The organism is Bradyrhizobium sp. LA2.1, from assembly GCF_040547725.1.
Classification (GTDB): Bacteria; Pseudomonadota; Alphaproteobacteria; order Rhizobiales; family Xanthobacteraceae; genus Bradyrhizobium; species Bradyrhizobium barranii.
This window is the reverse complement of record NZ_JBEPQI010000039.1, coordinates 26,895-44,196: the sequence shown is the minus strand read 5'-3', so window position 1 is coordinate 44,196 and position 17,302 is coordinate 26,895. Positions and strand designations below refer to the sequence as shown.

The window sequence follows — 17,302 nt, the reverse complement described above, 5'->3', positions numbered from 1 at the left end:
AGAGGAAGCGACGCGAATGACATTCACGACAAGGGCCCAATCCAGGATTTGGGCCCGCATCGTCGCCGCGCTCGCTTTTGCCGGCGCGCTCAACGCCGCCGGAGCCTCGGGGGCAACGCCTGCGAAAGTCTCGGGCTCGACGGCGCTGGCGCTCGCGGGCGTGATCGCGCCGCTGTCGCCGGACCTGACCGGCGCCGAGAGGAAGGCGGTGGCGATGCTGTTCGCCGCCAATGCCGAGATTCCCTACAAGAAGCCGATCGTGGTGACCGTGGACAGAATCGTCTGCCGCACCGGCAATGTCGACATCACGCTACGCAATTGCGAGCTGACCTTCGGCAAGAAGAGCAGGACCGTGAACGGATCGACGGCCAATGAAATTTTCGCGACAGAAGCGCTCGCCGGCATTCCGCCCGATGGTGCTGCGGGATCGAACTTCGAGAGCCTGAGCAAGCTGAGCTGCACGATCGACCCCAATGCCATCCGCCGCAAGGACGGGAGCGGAGCCGACTGCACCTTCCAGCCGGGGAATTGAACCGCGCATGGGCAAGAACATGGGCAAGAAACCGGGTGCCGTGAAATCGCCTCAAGACCAACTAACTAATAAGGCGAATTGAAAAGACGGGCCAAACGCGCGAACCCATATCGGGCACGCAGGGCCGGCACCAACATACCAACATGAAGAATTATCTCGCTTTCTTTCTCATCCTGGGCATGACGGCAGCCTCGGCACACGGCCCATTGCCGGCGCGGCTCACGGGGCCGTCCAATCTCGTCCGGGTGGGCCTCACCGACAACGACACGACCGCCGGTGGCACCGCGCGGCTGTGCGAGCAGATCTCCTTCTCGCGCGGGCTGCGCTACGGCGACAGCGAGGCCAATGTGCTCGACGTCGCCACCAGCAGCGAGACCAAGGCGGATACGCCCCGGCCCGTGCTGCTGTTCGTGGGGGGCGACACCTTTACCGGCGATCGCGGCGCGCCGGACCTGTCCCGCGAGGTCCAGGACCAGGCGATGTGCTTTGCCGCGCGCAACGGCATGATCGGCGTGCGCGTCAACTATCGCTTTGCGCCTGCGGCGACCTGGCCGATGGGTGCAACCGACGTCGCGGCGGCGCTATCCTGGGTCCACGGCAATATCGACCTGTTCAATGGCGATGCCCGCGAGATCGTCGCGGTCGGCTACGGCGCCGGCGCCTTCCATGTCGCCACCTTGCTGGCGCATCCCGAATTCCAGACCGACCGCGCCGATGTCGCGGCCGTCGTGCTGGTGTCCGGGATCTATCGCGCGGGCAAGGACGCGAGCGACAGCGAGAAGGCCTATCTCGGCACCGACCCCACCCAATATGACAAGCGGTCGGTCTTCCCCGGCATCCTCAACGTCGATGCGCCGATCGTGCTGGCCTGGGCCGCGAACGATCCGGCGAGCCTCGTGGCGCAGGGCGAGACCTTGAAGAAGACGCTGTGCGGCGCCGGCCACTGCCCGCGCAGCACGCTGCTGCGCAGCCGCGACGGCATCGCCGCCGCCTTCGGCCTCGACGGCTCCGGCGACAGCCTCGCCGAACCGACGCTGCTGCTGGTGCATCAGCTCGAGGCGCGGGAGCTGCCGTAGCGGCGCGTTGCGGGCGGCGCGACGACTTTCACCTTTTGCTGGGCCACCCCTCTCCCCCGCCCTCCCCCGCAAGGGGGGAGGGAGCGCAGCGGAGCACGTGGCCACGCTGTGCCCTCATCGCCGACGCGCCAATGAATGGAGTCACTCGCCAAACGAAAGATGCGTTCCCTCCCCCCTTGCGGGGGAGGGTTAGGGAGAGGGGTGCCACACGGCACGCTCTGTCGATTGATGGCCCGTCAACACGGCTGTCGTTTCGTTCGCGATGCGTCGCCTTGAAGCGGGCGATCAAGCCACAGCTTTGACAAACGCTTGACGTAGATCAAGCGGACTTGGTGCGGATTGAGCCGACCTCTTGGAGGGGCCAATATCAAGGTATCGAGCATGCGCGTCATCGGCAGGATGCTGTTCGTTTCGATGATCGCTATCGCGTCGCTTGGCGCGATGTCCCAGCAACACGCCGAACAACCCGCGAGCGGCGATGAAATCCGCATCGGCAACGTGATGCCGTATTCGGGACCGCTCTCGGAATTCGGCGCCATCGGCCAGGCGGAAGCCGCCTATTTCGACATGGTCAACGCGCGCGGCGGCATCAACGGCCGCAAGATCCGCTTCATCACGCGCGACGACAATTCCGATCCGGCCACCGCGCTGGAGCTGACGCGCAACCTGGTCGAAAAGGACGACGTGCACCTGATGTTCGGCTCGTTCGGCACGCCCGGCAATATCGCCACGCGCTGGTACCTGAACGAGAAGAGAATCCCGCAGCTGTTCGTCGCATCCGGCGACGAGGAGCTGAGCCAGGCCAAGGCGTTTCCCTGGACCATGGGCTGGCAGCCGTCGTTCCGGTCGGAGGGGCGCATCTATGCCAACTACATCCAGGCCTATTACCCCAAGAAGAAGATCGTGGTGCTCTGGCAGAACGACCAGTTCGGACGCATGCTCTACAGGGGCATCCAGGAAGGTCTTGGCGACCTGAACCGCCTTGTCCTCGTCGACATCGCCTTCGACATTGCCGATGAGCATCTCGAAGGGCATGTCTCGATCCTCAAGCGCGCCGGCGCGGACATCTTCGTCTTTCTCGGCGTGCCGTCGACGGCGTCCAAGGTGATCAAGCTGGCGGCGTCACTCAAATGGCGCCCGGTCATCATCGTCAACGACGCCTCCGCCTCGATCGCCAACGCGATGGCGCCCGCGGGCCTGGAGAATTCGTCCGGCGTGATCTCGGCGGCCTTCCTGAAGGATCCGAGCGACCCCGCATGGAAGAACGACCCCGCCATGAAGGACTGGTTCGCCTTCATGGACAAGTACCATCACGTCGAAAGCACCAACAACAGCGCCGCGGTCTACGGCTACGGCGCAGCCGAGGCGCTGACGCAGGTGCTGAAGCAATGCGGCGACGACCTGTCGCGCGAGAACATCATGCGTCAGGCGGCTTCGCTGAGGGATCAGCAGCCCTCCGTTGCCTTGCCCAACATCAGGATGAGCACCTCGCCGAACAGCTACCTGCCGATCAAGCAGATGCGGCTTGTCCAGTTCGACGGCCGTTCCTGGCAACCTTTTGGCGACGTGATCGAGACCGCGTTCACGGAGGGGGCGGCGCGGTGAGTCTCGCGTCGACGCTGGTTGGTGCAGCGCGGCGTTCAGGCACGCACCTTTTGCTGGGCCACCCCTCTCCCCCGCCCTCCCCCGCAAGGGGGGAGGGAGCGCAGTGTGCCGCGCGGCGAAGGCTGGGCTCACAAGCTCAATGAGTTCACAGGACCAAAGCCAATTGTCGTCCCTTAACGTAGCCACACGCGCAAATGCGTTCCCTCCCCCCTTGCGGGGGAGGGCTAGGGAGAGGGGTGCCACACGGCACACTCTCTCAATGGGAAACGACGCACGCGCACCCTCACGCCGGCTTGAGCGCGGCCAGCGCGTTTTCCAGGAGCGAGCGGACGCGTGCTGCATCGCCTGACTTCACCACGGCAGGGTCGAGATACAGCTCGAGGCCGGGCGCGCGCTCGGTGATGACACCGCTCTTCTCCGCCGCCGCGTCGTTGAGCGCGTCGACCGAATAGGGAATGATTTCGCGGCTGATGCCCTTCATCGTGATCGCGGGCAGCGCGTGGGCACGGACGATGTCGCTGACCAGCGCAAAGGTCTCGTAGCTCAGCACGATTCCGCCGGGCTCGGCGATCGACTGCAGACGCGCGGCGAGGTTCGCTTCGGCACCGATGATGGTGTAGTCCATGCGGTCGCTGCTGCCGAAATTGCCGACATTGCAATAGCCGGAATTGATGCCCATGCGCGAGCGGAACGGCTGCTCGATGCCGGAGGCGCGCCACTTCGCATTGAGCTCGGCAAGACGCTGCTGCATGCGCCAGGCCATCTGGAGGCAGGCCTCAGCGTCCGCACGGTCGCCCCTGGTCTCGGGGTCGCCGAAGAAGATCAGCATGGCATCGCCGATGAACTTGTCGATGGTGCCGCCATATTCATGGGCGATCGCCGACATCTCGGTGAAATATTCGTTGAGGAGCTGGGTCAACAATTCCGGCTGAAGCCGCTCCGCGGTCGCCGTGAAATTCTGGATATCGGAGAAGAAGATCGTGAGCTTCTTGCGCTCGGTGTGGATGGTGACGTCCTTCTGGCCGCTGAAGATGCTCTTGTAGACCTGGGGCGGGATGTAGCGCGAGATCTTCATCGACAACGAAGCCAGGAAATCGTTGGCGGATTCGAGCTCCTTGTTCATGCCCTTGATGCGGCCGGCCTGGCGGCGCTGAAGCGAGAGGAACGACAGGCCGCAGCCCGCGGCGATCAGGAAATAGGCCAGCAGGAACTTGAACGAGAAGATGTTGGCGGCGATCGGCTGCGCGATGATCACCTCCTGGATGCCTCTGATGTCACCGACCTTCCAGTCCTTCTTCGGGCTCTCGGGGTGGCTGTTGTGGCAGCTGACGCAGGCCGGGCCCATCGTGACGGGCGCGACCAGGCGGACCTTGTCAGAGAACAGCGAGGTCTCGGTCTCGACGATCTTCTGCTCGGGGTCCTTGCGAAGCGCGTCGAGCGCGTCCTTCTCGAACTTGTCGAGCTGGTGCGCGGCGCGGTTCTGGAACGGGAAATCCGAGACGAAGCGGTAGGCGATGTTCTCCTGCTGCGCGCCGATCACCCGTCCGAGCTCCAGCGACAGCGTCGCCGGGATCGGGATCGCACCGGGGACGGATTCGTAGTTGTGCACGACCCTGGTGGTGCCATTCGGATTGGCCAGGATGCGGCCGACCACGTTGGACGCATAGTAGCTGCGCACGCTCGTGATCACCGAGTTGAGGTCGGCGGCCTGCCGGCGCAGCGCGGTCTTGCTGAGGTCGGTCAGGTCCAGCCACACCGCGACCGGCAAAGCGAGCAGGAGCAAGGCGATCACGGCCCCCGTGAGGATGCCGCTCTTGCGCTGTTCTTCGGAGATCTCTTGTTTCACCCTGTGGCTCCGTCGTGTGCGATCTTGTCGCAAATCCCTGGAATTCGCGGCAAGAGCTTGCGGCGGCACAGAGCCCGCAAATGCGAGGCCGCGCAACCCCATTTCATGGTGGGTCGCAGCAAATGGCTTTTCGTTTCATGGCGATTGTTTAAGATCGGCATGAACCTGCATTCACTCCGCCGGGAGATCCTCCATATGACCGAGACCATCCGCATCAGGCGCTTCAATGCGCGCCCCGTGATCGTGCCGATGAATTTGCCGCTCAAGACCTCGACCGGCGCGGTCGCAAAGGCGCCGCTGGTGCTGATCGACTGCGAGACCGACCAGGGCGCGGTGGGGCATGCCTATCTGTTCTCGATCACGCCGTCGGCCTTGAAGCCGCTGACGGCGATGGTCACGGAAATGTCGGAGCTCGTCGCCGGCGACGAGCTGCTGCCGTTCGAGATCGAGCGCAAGCTGACCCAGCGCTTCACCCTGCTCGGCCTCGCCGGCCTGCAGCGGCTGGCGCAATCCGGCATCGACATGGCGGCATGGGATGCGCTGGCACGCAGCAAGGGCCTGCCACTCGCGCGCCTGCTCGGCGGCGCGCCGAAGCCAGTCAGGGCCTACAATTCGAAGGGGCTCGGCATCATGCCGGCGGGCGCCGCGGTGGACGAAGCCCACAAGCTGCTGGCCGAAGGTTTTCACGCCGCAAAGATCCGCGTCGGCCGGCCCGATGCGCGGGAGGATCTCGCCGTGGTGCGCGCGGTGCGCAAGGCCGTCGGCGATCAGGTCACGCTGATGTGCGACTACAACCAAGCCCTGACGGTCACCGAAGCCATCCGCCGCGGCGAGATGCTCGACGACGAGGGGCTGACCTGGATCGAGGAGCCGATCCGCCATGACGATTATGAGGGCAATGCTCGCATCGCGGATGCGCTGCGCACGCCGGTCCAGATCGGCGAGAATTTTGACAGTGCCTTCTCGATGCAGGCGGCGCTGTCCGCGGAGGCCTGCGACTACGTGATGCCGGATGTCCAGCGCATCGGCGGCGTCACCGGCTGGCTCCGCGGCGCCGCGCTCGCGCAGGCCGCCGGCATCGAGATGTCGACGCACCTGTTCTCGGAAGTGAGCGCGCACCTGCTCTGCGTGACGCCGACCGCGCACTGGCTGGAATATGTCGACTGGGCCGACGCGGTGCTGGCGACACGGCTGAAGATCAAGGACGGCTTTGCCCTGCCGGGCGAGGAGCCGGGCAACGGGATCGCGTGGGACGAGGCGGCGGTGAAGAAATATCTCGTCTGATAAGATCGCTTCTTACGACCGAACAGCGGCAATCATACTCAGCTCGACGGGAGCGCCCCGCGGCAACTCGGCGACGCCGACAGACGTGCGCGTGTGACGACCGCGATCGCCCAAACGCTCGATCAGCCGGTCGGAGGCCCCATTCATGACTTGCGACTGCTGGGTAAATCCGGGCGCTGAAGCAATGTATCCAACGAGCTGCAGGACCTGGACGATTCTGTCCTCTCCGCCTGTTGCGTGGTTGATGGCCGAAATGCAGAGATCGGCGCAGAGAGCAGCGGCCTCCTGCGCGGCCGCGATATCGACATTTGCGCCGACCTTGCCCGCATACAGCAGGTCCTCACCGCGACGCGGCAGCTGACCACTGACATACGCAATTCCACCATGGATGATCACCGGCAAATAGTTGCCGCCGGGCTTGTTCACGCTGTTCATCTCGAAAACCTGCCTTCTCGTCACGTCCGGCGAAGCGACACGTTTCGCCGAACGCCGCAAATTGTATCTCACCAGGCTCGTCGCCCTAATGGAGGACCGGACAATGGCAGGCGGCGAGTCACGGATCAAGGCTGCGAAGCATTTGCATGCCGAAGGCAGTGCGGATCCAGCCCGACAAGGCCTCGCCACCGCGCATTGCGCAGCGGCGGCGGGCACGATAACGATGCCCCCATGTCCACATGGCGGCCCCACCCTCATATCCGCGTCGTCGCGCTCGGCCTGCACTGGCGGGACGGGCGCCTGCTGGCGGCCGAGGTGCGCGACGATGCGGGGCGGATCAAGGGCGTGCGCCCGCTCGGCGGCGAGATCGAGTTCGGCGAGAGCTGGCGGACTGCGCTGGCGCGGGAATTTTGCGAAGAGCTTGGCGTGGACATCACCATCACGGGCGAGCCGCTGGTGATGGAGAACATTTTTATGCACGAGGGATCGACCGGGCATGAGGTGATGTTCATCGCGGAGGTCGCGCTTCCAGACGGCGCGTTCAGCGGCCAGGACCGCGTCGACTTCCGCGAGGATAACGGCGAAGAGATCGTCGCACGCTGGTTCGATCTTGCGGAGCTCGACGTCGAGGGTGGGCCGAGCCTTTATCCGAACGGGTTGAAGGATGTGCTGCTCCGACGGAAGCGCCAGTCCGCCTGACGGGCGCCTGACTACCAAACCTCCGCACCGGGGATCTTCTTGCGCACCGCGATGCGCTGGATCCAGATGCAGCGACGGACGGACCTGTTGGAGCGGCCGACGGCGGATATCCCCTCGCCGGCCTGAAGCAGCGGCGCGATGTTCGCGCGCAGCGCCCAGCAGCGCTGGAGCTCGGCCTGCCAGTCGATCACCGCTGCATCCGCGCATGACGCCATCAGCGCCAGCACAGCCATTGCAAGACAGGTCGCCCGCATCGTTCGCATTCCTTTCACTGTGATCCCCCCGCGTCGCGCCGGTAGCGGAAGTCGCAATGGCTCGCGCGCCTTGCATGATGGTCTGCGCCCGCGTCAGCTTGACGTCGGGGCCGGACCCTTCCGCAGTCGCGAAGTCGGAAGTGCAGACAAAGGAGAAAAGCCGAGCTCCGGCTCGCCCAGCTGTGGCGGCCCCAACAAGGCTGAGCCAACGCAGACGTGATTCAGCGGTTACCGCGGATCGCCAGATCCTGAAGAGCCGACGGCGCAGTCAGTGATATTATCCCCATCATACCAAATGCTGCGCGGGCTTCCCTAAGAACCAGCCAACGTCAAGGAGAACTCGAGTGCCGTTGTGGAAAGTCTATCACCCCGTCGGGGCCTACTCGGCTCATGACAAGAAGGAATTCGCAGAGAAGGTCACCGCAATGTATGCGAGGATTCCCATCCCGAAATTCTACGCCGTGATGATCTTCGAGGAAGTCGCCGCAGGTTCGGTCTATGTCGGCGGAGCTTCGCACGAGAAATTCGTCCGCTTCAAGATCGACCACATGGCGAGGACAATGCCCGGCCCCGTCATCAGGGAATGGTAGGTGAAAGCAGTCGACAAGTTGATCGCGCCCTACGTCAAGGACCGGGGATACGACTGGGAGGTCACCATCGACGAGCTACCGGCCGACCTTTGGTCGATTCAGGGGCAAATTCCGCCGCCATTCGAATCCCACGCCGAAAAAAGATGGGTCAAGGAGAACCGGCCGAGTTCGTATGACCTCCAGGAAAAGCTGCCGGTCGGAGCCCTGTTCAAGCCGGGCGTGTCCGCCGGCTGAGGCGACGCCCGCAGGACTGTCGATCGACGCAAGACGCCGCTCCGCAGGGCGGACCGAGCCTCTATCCGACAGGACTGAAGGACCTGCTGCTCCGGCAGAAGAGCCAGTCCACCTGACGGGCGCCTGCTACCACGCCTCCGCGCCGGGGATTTTCCTGCGCACCGCCATGCGCTGGATCCAGATGCAGCGACGGACGGATCTGTTGGAGCGGCCGACGGCGGATATTCCCTCGCCGGCCTGAAGCAGCGGCGCCACGTTCTGCCGCAGCACGCGGCAGCGCTGGAGCTCGGCCTGCCAGTCGATGATCGCCGCATCGGCGCGTGATGCCATCAGCGCCAGCGCAGCCATGGCAAGGCAGCTTGCCCGCATCATTTGCGTCCCCTTCACCGTGATCCCCCGGCGTCGCGCCGGTAGCGAAAATCGCAATGGCTGGCGCCTTGCATGATCGTCTGCGTGCGCGTGAGCCTGACGTCGGGACCAAACCCTTCCGCGGTCGCGAAATCGGCAGTGCAGACCAGGAGGAAGCCGAGCTCCGGTTCGCCCAGTGCCTTGTAGAACTCGGCATAGGCGCATCGCGTCACGTCGAACGCGAAGGTGTCCGCCGTCTGCTCGACGACGTCATAGGCGAGCGCGTCGTCGCGGGCATAGGTCTTGAACGCCGACGAGACGGCCTTGCCAAGATCGGTCTTGTTCTCGGTCACGTTCTTCGTTTTCCAGAACTCCTCGCCGAAGCCGCGATAGAGATCGCCGAGTGCCTTGCGCACCAGTGCGTTGGCGCGCGCCTCGCCGAGCTCGGCCTGCAATGCCTTGACCAGCGGCACCAGCACCTGCGCCTGGATTTTTGCTTGCTCGATGACGGAAACGCTCATGGGCAGCCTCGCTCGTCCGCTGCTGCGACTCTTTGGCCCTGTGACCTGGCACACATTTGCGACCATCTTAAGGTTGTATGATGGTCCAGCATAACCGAAGCCGGCCAGGCGCCCGACATCCATTTTGATGATCTCATTTTCGAGCACGGAGAAGGAAGCAATGCTTCGCTCAGTTCGCAGGGCTCGCCGATTTCCCGACCGCACATTTGCCCGAACCGCAAGTTGAAAATCACGATCGATTCACGCAGATCCGTTCAGTATCCGGCCCAGCCGACAACGTAGGGCCGATCGATGTTCGTAGTCGGCACGCGCGCATGAGCACGCGTGAACGATGTTGTCATGCCGAGCATCGGGCAGATCACGAGACGCGATCGGGATCACGAGGCGCAATAGCGCAGGACTCACCTGCCCGGACAGCCGGCCCGGGGAAATGCCGGCATCGACAGTTGCAGCATCGCGAGGGATCACCATGGACGAGCCCAAACCACTCACCAGTGCATTCACCAAGACCGCGAATTTCTCCATCCACGAGGTCGACGAGGTGTTCAGGGACGCCGCGCAGCCCGCCGCGGGGGCCGCCGCCCGAGCTGCGCATCCGCCGGTCACCTTGCCGCCCATCCTCGGTCCGCTGTCGGCCTTCACGGGCACCTTCACAGGACAGGGGTTCAATACGATCTTCCGGCCCGACAGCAAGATCACGCCGACGCCGATGCCGGGGCCGATCAACACCACCGACCCCGACGACAACGTGCTGGAGCTGAATCTCACCGACGAGACGATGTCGTTCTCGAACAATCTCGGCTCGATTCCCAATCGCGGCTCGCTGCAGCAGGCAGATGCATTCCTCAACGGCGTGCCGTACCTCCAGACCATCAACGACATCACCACGGGAACGCCCGTGGGCATTCACTTCGAACCCGGCATCTGGCTGGCGGTGCCCGCCACCACCAATCCGCACGAGCCGTTCACCGTCGCGCGCATGGCGTCGATCCCGCACGGCACGACGATCACTGCGCAAGGCACCGCGCTGCCTCCGGTCGCCGGTAAGCCAACCATCGCGGCCATCGACATCACACCGTTCATCGGCGGCAATCCGGGCAACAAGATCACATTCCAGAACCAGACCGCGACCAACAAGACGACTCGCAGGCTACCTCAGGATCTGACCGCACTGATGGCTTCCGGCAAGCTCACCCAGGCGATGATCACCGACCCGAACACGGTGCTGCGCGATCAGATCGCGCATCAGACCATCACGCAGACCATCGTCATCGAGACATCCACGAAGCCCGGCACGCCGCTGTCCGGCGGACCCTTGCCGGCCATCCCCTCGCCCGGCCCGCATCCGCAGGCGCCGAGCTTCGCCGGCGGCACCGCGAACATCGCGTTCCTTCAGGGCTTGCCCGTTCCGACGCCGGGCGGCAATGGCTCGAACGCCAACGCCTTCCAGATGGACGCGGTGTTCTGGATCGAGACGGTGGTTTACGACATCGACGTGCCGGCCCTGCCGCCGGGAACGCCGCCGGTGATCCTGCAACCGCGCCAGAGGAGCAACGTGCCGCTGGTTCCGAGCTTCGTCGCCGCGATCCCGTTCGTGCCCAACAAGGGATTCAAGGGTGGTCATGTCAGGGTGGCGACGACGCAGATCCAGTATTCACAGAAGGTCATGCTGGATTTCGCCGGCCTGACCTGGCCGCACGTCTCGGTCGCATCGCTCGTGCCGGCCGCACCCGTGCCGATCCCGGATCATCTGTTGCCGCTGACGTGAGGCGAATGGCGGGGTGACGACGATGCGCCACGTCCGCGGTATCGGACGTGGCGTGAACCAACGCATCCGTGATGCAACGGTGACCGCCGCTCGCGCGATCCTGAAAAGCCGGCGAGACGATCAATGGTATGATCATTGTCATCCAAAAGAGAGATGATCATGCCCCCTTCCAAGATGTCCCGCGGCTCCATCAGGCTACGACGATTTGCACGGCGCGGTCATGTTGCGGCAATTGCCGCAACGCTGTTTCTCGCGGCGACCGCCTGGTCAGCCGGGCCGGCGCTGGCCGCGGCAGATGATGCCGAGGCGCGAACCATCTTCGAAAAATTCATTGCCGCGCAGAATGCGCACAACGCGGACGATGTGAAGGCCATGCTGTGGAATTCGCCCGGCACGCTGTTGTTTGCGAGAGGCATCGAAACCAGAGGCCGTGATGCGGTCGCGGACCGCTTCAAGGGCTACTACGAGGGCACCTGGCACCTCGAACCCGACATGTCGAAATTCCACGTCGCCGTGATCTCGAACGAGGCCATCCAGGTCCTCGTTCCCATCCTCTTCACGCGCGGCCTTCCCGGCAAGCCACCCCAACAGAATACGTTTCTGATCAGCCAGACCTACGTGCGGGATGCGAACGGCTGGTCCGTCGCCTCCGTCCTGCCGGTCGCGAACACGGAACTGAAATAGCCGCGATCGAGGATCGTCACGGCGTGGCTCGCTGCAACACCGGGGCAAATCCCGGATTGCGCTTCGCTCCATGCGGGCTACACGCGCGCTTCGCAATGGCAGATTGTTTGGGCTTGCCTGGCCGAAGCTCGCGGCGGGCAGCCCGCCTGCGCCCTTTGGGCTTCGGCGTGGCATCCTTCTCTCACTATCGCGAGCGAAGGATGGTGGGCGCGACAGGGATCGAACCTGTGACCCCTACCATGTCAAGGTAGTGCTCTCCCGCTGAGCTACGCGCCCTAGATGTCTCTAGATCGGGTCGGGTCCCTATAACGGCTCAGGGGAGCCGGTGCAAGGACCGAAGGGGGCCGATTTAGGCCGCCAGCATCTTGTTCACTTCGCTGACCAATTCGCGCAGATGCACGGGCTTGGACAGCACCTTGGCGTTCTTGGGGGCGTCCGAATCCGAGTTCAGGGCGACCGCGGCGAAGCCGGTGATGAACATGATCTTGATGTCGGGGTCGAGTTCCGAGGCCCGGCGGGCGAGCTCGATACCGTCCATCTCCGGCATCACGATGTCGGTCAGCAGCATCTCGAACGGCTCTTCCCGGAGCCGCTGATAGGCGGCCATGCCGTTGTCATGGGACGAGACCTGAAAACCAGCGTTTTCCAGCGCCTTGACCAGGAAACGGCGCATGTCGTTGTCGTCTTCGGCGAGCAGGATTTTGGGCATGGCAGGAAACGTCAAATCCCCAGAGGATATCAGCAGAGGTTACTAAGCCCGACAGAGGGTAAATTTGGGGTGAAAATCTTTACCCTGGGCTGGCTGCGCTGCCGGTCCCTTGTGAACCCGAATGCGGAACGAATCAATCGAGCCGCGCCGGCGCATCCCCGCTTCCCTGCCCACACGGTTAAGACATGTTCCAGCGCCAATCACATCTTTTCGCTTGGCAGAATGGTTGCGATTCCAGACAATGACGACACATAAGAGCCGCTCCACCGGCCGAATCAATTCGATCCGAGACCCGGATCCCGCGGCGCGAAGGGACGAAGCCTGAGAAGATGACCCGGTTTGACGGCGACGTGTCGCCCGCCTTCGAGATCGTGGAGCCCGCGCAATGGCGCGCGCCTGTCATCTTCAACTCGCCCCATTCCGGCTCGACCTATCCGGACGAATTCCTCAGCGCCTCCAGGATCGACCTGACGACGCTGCGGCGGTCCGAAGATTCCTTCATGGACGAGCTGATCGGCCATTTGAGCGAGCGCGGCTTTCCGACCGTGCGGGTCAACTTTCCCCGCTCCTATGTCGACGTCAATCGCGAGCCCTATGAGCTCGATCCCCGCATGTTCACCGGACGGCTGCCGAGCTTTGCCAATACCCGCTCGATGCGGGTCGCCGGCGGGTTAGGCACCATCCCGCGCGTGGTCGGCGACGGCCAGGAGATCTACCGCGAACGCATCCTGGTCGACGATGCGCTGGCGCGGATCGAGACGCTCTACAAGCCCTATCATCGCGCGCTGCGCCGGCTGATCAACAAGGTGCACCAGATGTTCGGCACCGTGGTGCTGGTCGATTGCCACTCGATGCCCTCGGTCGGCGTCAGCAGGGACGAGCCGCGGCGGCCCGACATCGTGATCGGCGACCGCTACGGCACGAGCTGCACACCGCTGCTTCCGGACAGGGTCGAGGAGACCATGGGCGGGCTCGGCTATTCGATCGGCCGCAACAAGCCCTATGCCGGCGGCTTCATCACCGAGCATTACGGCAACCCCGCAAGCGGCCTGCACGCGGTGCAGCTCGAGCTCAACCGCGCGATCTACATGGACGAGCGGCGGCGCGAGCGCAGTCCGCGCTTTGCGCAAGTGGCAAGCGACTTCGGCGTGCTCGCCGACGTGCTGGCGACGACGATCCCGTTCGGCGATCTCGGCCCGTTCCAGGCCGCGGCGGAATAGACGCGAGCCGTCGCCGCGCGATCGCGTCGCCGATCAAACATCAGATCAAGCTGCCAGCGTATCGTGCGCCGAATCTTCGCTTCGCGTTTTCGCGCGCTCGAAGTGAAGATCGAGGCTCAAAGAAAAAAGGGCCGCTTCTGATGAAGAAGCGGCCCAAGTCTAGGGAGGAAACGCCCAAGGAGGGCAGCGGTAACGCAGAGCGCTACCGCACCGCAACAATATGCGGCCGCGACGCACAAAGTGCAAGGGCTTTTGAGCCGTTTCCCATGCAATATGCACATGGCTCAATTGCTTATAGCGAAACCCAGATTCAGTTTCTTTGATAAGGAAATTCAATGGGTTGATAACCGTTTGCATACGAACGAGGCATACTCGGAACTAAGTTTTCAACTCTATGATCGATATTTGGCCAGCATATGACTGGGATGGGGCAGCCGGTTGCGGCATCCAAAATACCAGGGAGCAAACCAACTCAGCGCTGCACGCGAGAAGCGAATTGAGCTAGGCAGGAGCGAGCTTCACCCGACTTTCGTTTTGAGGATGCGCCGTGACGGTGATCGACTTCTCAGCCTTCATCGGACGGCTCGCCACCGCCTCCGGCGAAACCATCCTGCCGTTCTTCCGCACCTCGCTGTCGATCGACGACAAGAGCAAGACCAAGGATTTCGACCCCGTGACGGAGGCCGACCGCGCCGCGGAGGCGGTGATGCGCCGGCTGATCAAGGCGAGCTTCCCCCAGCACGGCATCGTCGGCGAGGAATTCGGCAATGAGCGCGAGGACGCCGATTATGTCTGGGTGCTCGACCCCATCGACGGCACGAAATCCTTCATCGGCGGCTTTCCGATCTGGGGCACGCTGATCGCGCTGCTGCACAAGGGCGCGCCGGTGTACGGCATGATGCACCAGCCCTTCATCGGCGAGCGCTTCTCCGGCGACAACGGCTCGGCCACCTATAAAGGCCCGTCCGGCGAGCGCCGGCTCCAAGTCCGCCGCTGCGCCTCGCTGTCGGAAGCAACGAGCTATACCACCAGCCCGCTGCTGATGAACGAACGAGACCGCGCCATCTTCAGCCGCATCGAACAGGGCGCGCGGCTGTCGCGCTATGGCGGTGACTGCTACTCCTATTGCATGCTGGCGGCTGGTCACGTCGATCTCGTGGTCGAGACCGAGCTGAAGCCTTACGACATCGCAGCCCTGATCCCGATCGTGACCGGCGCCGGCGGCGTCGTCACCACCTGGGAAGGCAAGCCGGCCCAGGGCGGCGGCCGCATCATCGCGGCCGGCGACGCTAGAGTTCACGAAGAAGCACTGAAACTGCTCAACGGATAAACGCCCCAAGGAGCGTGCATGAAAAGAGCCTGCATGAACAACTGGCCTAAGCTCCTCCTCGCATTCCTGCTCCTGTTTCCCGCCCTCGCCTCCGCGCAGAATTTCCCCGCAAAACCGATCAAGCTGATCGTGCCGTTCCCGGCCGGCGGGCCCAACGACATCATTGCCCGCGTGATCGGCCAGCGCATGTCGGAGCTGTCAGGGCAGCCGGTGCTGATCGACAACCGCGGCGGCCAGGGCGGCGTGCTCGGCACCGACGCGGTCTCCAAGGCCGCGCCCGACGGCTACACCATCGCCATCTCCTCAGCCGGCGCGCTCGCGATCAGCCCGAGCATGGAGCGGGTCGCCTACGACACCGCGAGCGACCTCACGCCGGTGACGCTGGTTGCGACCGTGCCGGAAATGCTGGTGGTTGCCACCAACGTGCCCGCAAAGGACATCGGCGAGCTGATCGCGCTCGCCAAGGCGCAGCCCGGAAAGCTCAATTTCGCCTCCTCCGGCCCCGGCAGCCTGCCGCACCTCGCCGGCGAATTGTTCAAGCTGACGGCCAAGATCGACATCGTCCACGTGCCCTATCGCGGCGCAGCTCCCGCGGTGAACGATCTCCTGGGGCAGCAGGTGCAGATGACCTTCCTGGATCTTCCGGTGCTGCTGCCGCAGGTCAAGGCCGGCGCGTTGAAGCCGATCGCGGTCGGCTCGGCGGAGCGCTCCGCGACCGCGCCCGACGTGCCGACCACCGCGGAAGCGGGCTTTGCCGATCTTCGCATCGAGAACTGGTACGGCATGGTGGCGCCGAAGGGCACGCCGAAAGAGATCGTCACCGCGCTGCATGGCCTGGCGACGAAGGCCATGGCGGATCCGGCCGTAAAGGAAAAGCTCGCCGCCCAAGGCGCGATGCTGATCGGCGACGAGCCGGAGCATTTTCGCAGCTTCATCGCGGACGAGACGAAGAAGTGGGCGAAGGTGATCAAGGACGCCGGCGTCGAGACGGCGAAGTAGCGCGCGGTAGGCGAACGGCCTCACAACGCGACAGGTGCGTTCCCTCCCCCCTTGCGGGGGAGGGCCAGGGAGAGGGGTCCACACGGGGACTCCATCGATCTCTCTTCTTCGCGACAGCGATACCTTTTCCTGGGCCACCCCTCTCCCCCGCCCTCCCCGCAAGGGGGAGGGAGCGCAGTTGTGCGCACAGCCGCAGCGCAGGCTCACATCAACAGGCCTCTTACACCGCCGCCGCCCGCAAATGCTCCACCAGCATCTTGGCCGGCCTTGGCAGCGCCTTGAAGCTGCGGGCGCAGATCACGAGCTTGCGGTTGGCGAAAGCATCGCGCAGGCGGACCATGGCCAGCGGCATCAGCTTGGCGCAGCGGCGGGCGGCGGATATCGGCACCAGGGCGATGCCGACGTCAGCGGCGACCATCTGACAGATCGCGTCGAAGTCGCGCAGACGCGCACGGTAATGCGGACGCATGCCGAGCCGGGCGGCGTGCTTCGAAATGTGCATCTGGAGCGCAGTGGCGCTGGTCAGCCCGACGAACTCGCAATCCCCCGTCTCCTGAAAATCGATCTGGCGACGGCCGGCGAACGGGCCGCGCCTGGACGTCACCAGCGTCAGGTGGTCCTCGCTGAAGACGAAGCGCTCGATATGATCGGGCAGCGCGTGCTCGGCGGCAAAGCCGAGATCGGCGGCACCGGCGGTGATCGCTGCCGCGATATCGGTGCTCTCGCGCTCCTCGATGTCGATGGCGACGTCGCGATGCTCGCGCAGGAAGCCCGCCAGCGCCTTCGGCAGATGCTCCGACAGCCCCGAGGTGTTGACGAGAAAATGCACGCTCGCGCGCACGCCGCTGGCAAAGCCGGCGAGATCGCCGCGCATGGCGTCGACCTGGTGCATCACGACCCGTGCATGATCGAGCAGGCTCTCGCCCGCCGCAGTCAGCTCGACACCGCGCCGCCCGCGCTTGAGCAGCGCGACGCCGAGCGCGTCCTCGAGCCCTTTTATGCGCGCGCTGGCAGAGGCCAAGGCGAGATTCGATCGCTCCGCGCCGCGCGTGATGCTGCGCTGGTCGGCTACCGCGATGAAGAGCTGGAGGTCGACGAGGTCGAAGCGCATGGCTGGATTCTCCTCAGCCTCCGCCGGGAACGAAGGCTGTCTCCGTAACCTCCAGAT

General features: G+C 64.2%; 17 protein-coding genes, 1 tRNA gene and 1 pseudogene. 11 read left to right on the top strand and 8 right to left on the bottom strand.

All coding sequences use genetic code 11. The features are described 5' to 3' along the window. The first annotated feature begins 16 nt into the window (after positions 1–16). The 3 genes from ABIB95_RS43460 (at position 17) to ABIB95_RS43450 (ending at position 3,213) form a co-directional block, all read left to right on the top strand. A complete protein-coding gene (locus ABIB95_RS43460; RefSeq protein ID WP_354248744.1) occupies positions 17–532 on the top strand; it encodes a hypothetical protein in 516 nt (171 codons plus the stop codon). A 143-nt stretch (positions 533–675) separates the two neighbouring features. Continuing rightward, the gene (locus ABIB95_RS43455; RefSeq protein ID WP_085403430.1) at positions 676–1,608 is read left to right on the top strand and encodes an alpha/beta hydrolase; all 933 of its coding nucleotides are present in this window, start codon (positions 676–678) and stop codon (positions 1,606–1,608) included. Positions 1,609–1,989: 381 nt separating this feature from the next. Continuing rightward, a complete protein-coding gene (locus tag ABIB95_RS43450; protein ID WP_135214796.1) occupies positions 1,990–3,213 on the top strand; it encodes an ABC transporter substrate-binding protein in 1,224 nt (407 codons plus the stop codon). Positions 3,214–3,496: 283 nt separating this feature from the next. Here ABIB95_RS43450 and ABIB95_RS43445 read toward each other — a convergent pair whose 3' ends face one another. Continuing rightward, a complete protein-coding gene (locus tag ABIB95_RS43445) occupies positions 3,497–5,059 on the bottom strand; it encodes an adenylate/guanylate cyclase domain-containing protein (protein ID WP_354248743.1) in 1,563 nt (520 codons plus the stop codon). A gap of 195 nt (positions 5,060–5,254) precedes the next feature. On the opposite strand from ABIB95_RS43445, the gene ABIB95_RS43440 reads away from it, so the two are divergent. Further along, the gene (locus tag ABIB95_RS43440; RefSeq protein WP_354248742.1) at positions 5,255–6,343 is read left to right on the top strand and encodes an enolase C-terminal domain-like protein; all 1,089 of its coding nucleotides are present in this window, start codon (positions 5,255–5,257) and stop codon (positions 6,341–6,343) included. A 12-nt stretch (positions 6,344–6,355) separates the two neighbouring features. On the opposite strand, the gene ABIB95_RS43435 is transcribed toward ABIB95_RS43440, so the two are convergent. Continuing rightward, positions 6,356–6,778, bottom strand: a complete 423-nt coding sequence (locus ABIB95_RS43435) for a RidA family protein (protein ID WP_063985690.1) — start codon at positions 6,776–6,778, stop codon at positions 6,356–6,358. A 231-nt stretch (positions 6,779–7,009) separates the two neighbouring features. Here ABIB95_RS43435 and ABIB95_RS43430 point away from each other — a divergent pair, with 231 nt between their 5' ends. After that, the gene (locus ABIB95_RS43430) at positions 7,010–7,477 is read left to right on the top strand and encodes an NUDIX hydrolase (protein ID WP_354248741.1); all 468 of its coding nucleotides are present in this window, start codon (positions 7,010–7,012) and stop codon (positions 7,475–7,477) included. Between the two features lie 11 nt (positions 7,478–7,488). Here the strand turns inward: ABIB95_RS43430 and ABIB95_RS43425 are convergent, their stop codons facing one another. Next, on the bottom strand, positions 7,489–7,731 hold the full coding sequence (locus ABIB95_RS43425) for a hypothetical protein (protein WP_354248740.1): 243 nt from the start codon (positions 7,729–7,731) through the stop codon (positions 7,489–7,491). A 344-nt stretch (positions 7,732–8,075) separates the two neighbouring features. Between ABIB95_RS43425 and ABIB95_RS43420 the strand changes: the two are divergent. Next, positions 8,076–8,555 (top strand): annotated as a pseudogene (locus ABIB95_RS43420) (tautomerase family protein). Positions 8,556–8,681: 126 nt separating this feature from the next. On the opposite strand, the gene ABIB95_RS43415 reads toward ABIB95_RS43420, so the two are convergent. After that, the gene (locus tag ABIB95_RS43415; protein ID WP_354248739.1) at positions 8,682–8,927 is read right to left on the bottom strand and encodes a hypothetical protein; all 246 of its coding nucleotides are present in this window, start codon (positions 8,925–8,927) and stop codon (positions 8,682–8,684) included. 11 nt (positions 8,928–8,938) lie between these two features. Beyond that, a complete protein-coding gene (locus ABIB95_RS43410; RefSeq protein WP_354248738.1) occupies positions 8,939–9,424 on the bottom strand; it encodes an L-2-amino-thiazoline-4-carboxylic acid hydrolase in 486 nt (161 codons plus the stop codon). Positions 9,425–9,893: 469 nt separating this feature from the next. Here ABIB95_RS43410 and ABIB95_RS43405 point away from each other — a divergent pair, with 469 nt between their 5' ends. Both ABIB95_RS43405 and ABIB95_RS43400 read left to right on the top strand, forming a co-directional pair. Next, positions 9,894–11,192 (top strand): heme-binding protein, encoded by a 1,299-nt coding sequence (locus ABIB95_RS43405; RefSeq protein WP_354248737.1) that lies wholly within the window; start codon positions 9,894–9,896, stop codon positions 11,190–11,192. A 159-nt stretch (positions 11,193–11,351) separates the two neighbouring features. After that, the gene (locus ABIB95_RS43400) at positions 11,352–11,876 is read left to right on the top strand and encodes a Cif family virulence factor (RefSeq protein WP_354248736.1); all 525 of its coding nucleotides are present in this window, start codon (positions 11,352–11,354) and stop codon (positions 11,874–11,876) included. Positions 11,877–12,077: 201 nt separating this feature from the next. Here ABIB95_RS43400 and ABIB95_RS43395 read toward each other — a convergent pair. Both ABIB95_RS43395 and cpdR read right to left on the bottom strand, forming a co-directional pair. Further along, positions 12,078–12,152: transfer RNA gene (locus tag ABIB95_RS43395), tRNA-Val, on the bottom strand. 73 nt (positions 12,153–12,225) lie between these two features. Further along, a complete protein-coding gene (gene cpdR, locus ABIB95_RS43390; protein WP_007597092.1) occupies positions 12,226–12,585 on the bottom strand; it encodes a cell cycle two-component system response regulator CpdR in 360 nt (119 codons plus the stop codon). Positions 12,586–12,914: 329 nt separating this feature from the next. On the opposite strand from cpdR, the gene ABIB95_RS43385 reads away from it, so the two are divergent. The 3 genes from ABIB95_RS43385 to ABIB95_RS43375 all read left to right on the top strand — a co-directional run bounded on the left by ABIB95_RS43385 (position 12,915) and on the right by ABIB95_RS43375 (position 16,134). Further along, positions 12,915–13,805: an N-formylglutamate amidohydrolase gene (locus ABIB95_RS43385; protein ID WP_014491809.1), complete on the top strand. Its 891-nt coding sequence runs from the start codon at positions 12,915–12,917 to the stop codon at positions 13,803–13,805. A 547-nt stretch (positions 13,806–14,352) separates the two neighbouring features. Further along, positions 14,353–15,135: a histidinol-phosphatase gene (gene hisN, locus ABIB95_RS43380; RefSeq protein ID WP_014491808.1), complete on the top strand. Its 783-nt coding sequence runs from the start codon at positions 14,353–14,355 to the stop codon at positions 15,133–15,135. Positions 15,136–15,168: 33 nt separating this feature from the next. Then, positions 15,169–16,134 (top strand): Bug family tripartite tricarboxylate transporter substrate binding protein, encoded by a 966-nt coding sequence (locus ABIB95_RS43375; protein WP_354248735.1) that lies wholly within the window; start codon positions 15,169–15,171, stop codon positions 16,132–16,134. 220 nt (positions 16,135–16,354) lie between these two features. On the opposite strand, the gene ABIB95_RS43370 is transcribed toward ABIB95_RS43375, so the two are convergent. Then, positions 16,355–17,245, bottom strand: a complete 891-nt coding sequence (locus ABIB95_RS43370; RefSeq protein ID WP_166349072.1) for a LysR substrate-binding domain-containing protein — start codon at positions 17,243–17,245, stop codon at positions 16,355–16,357. Positions 17,246–17,302 lie beyond the last annotated feature (57 nt).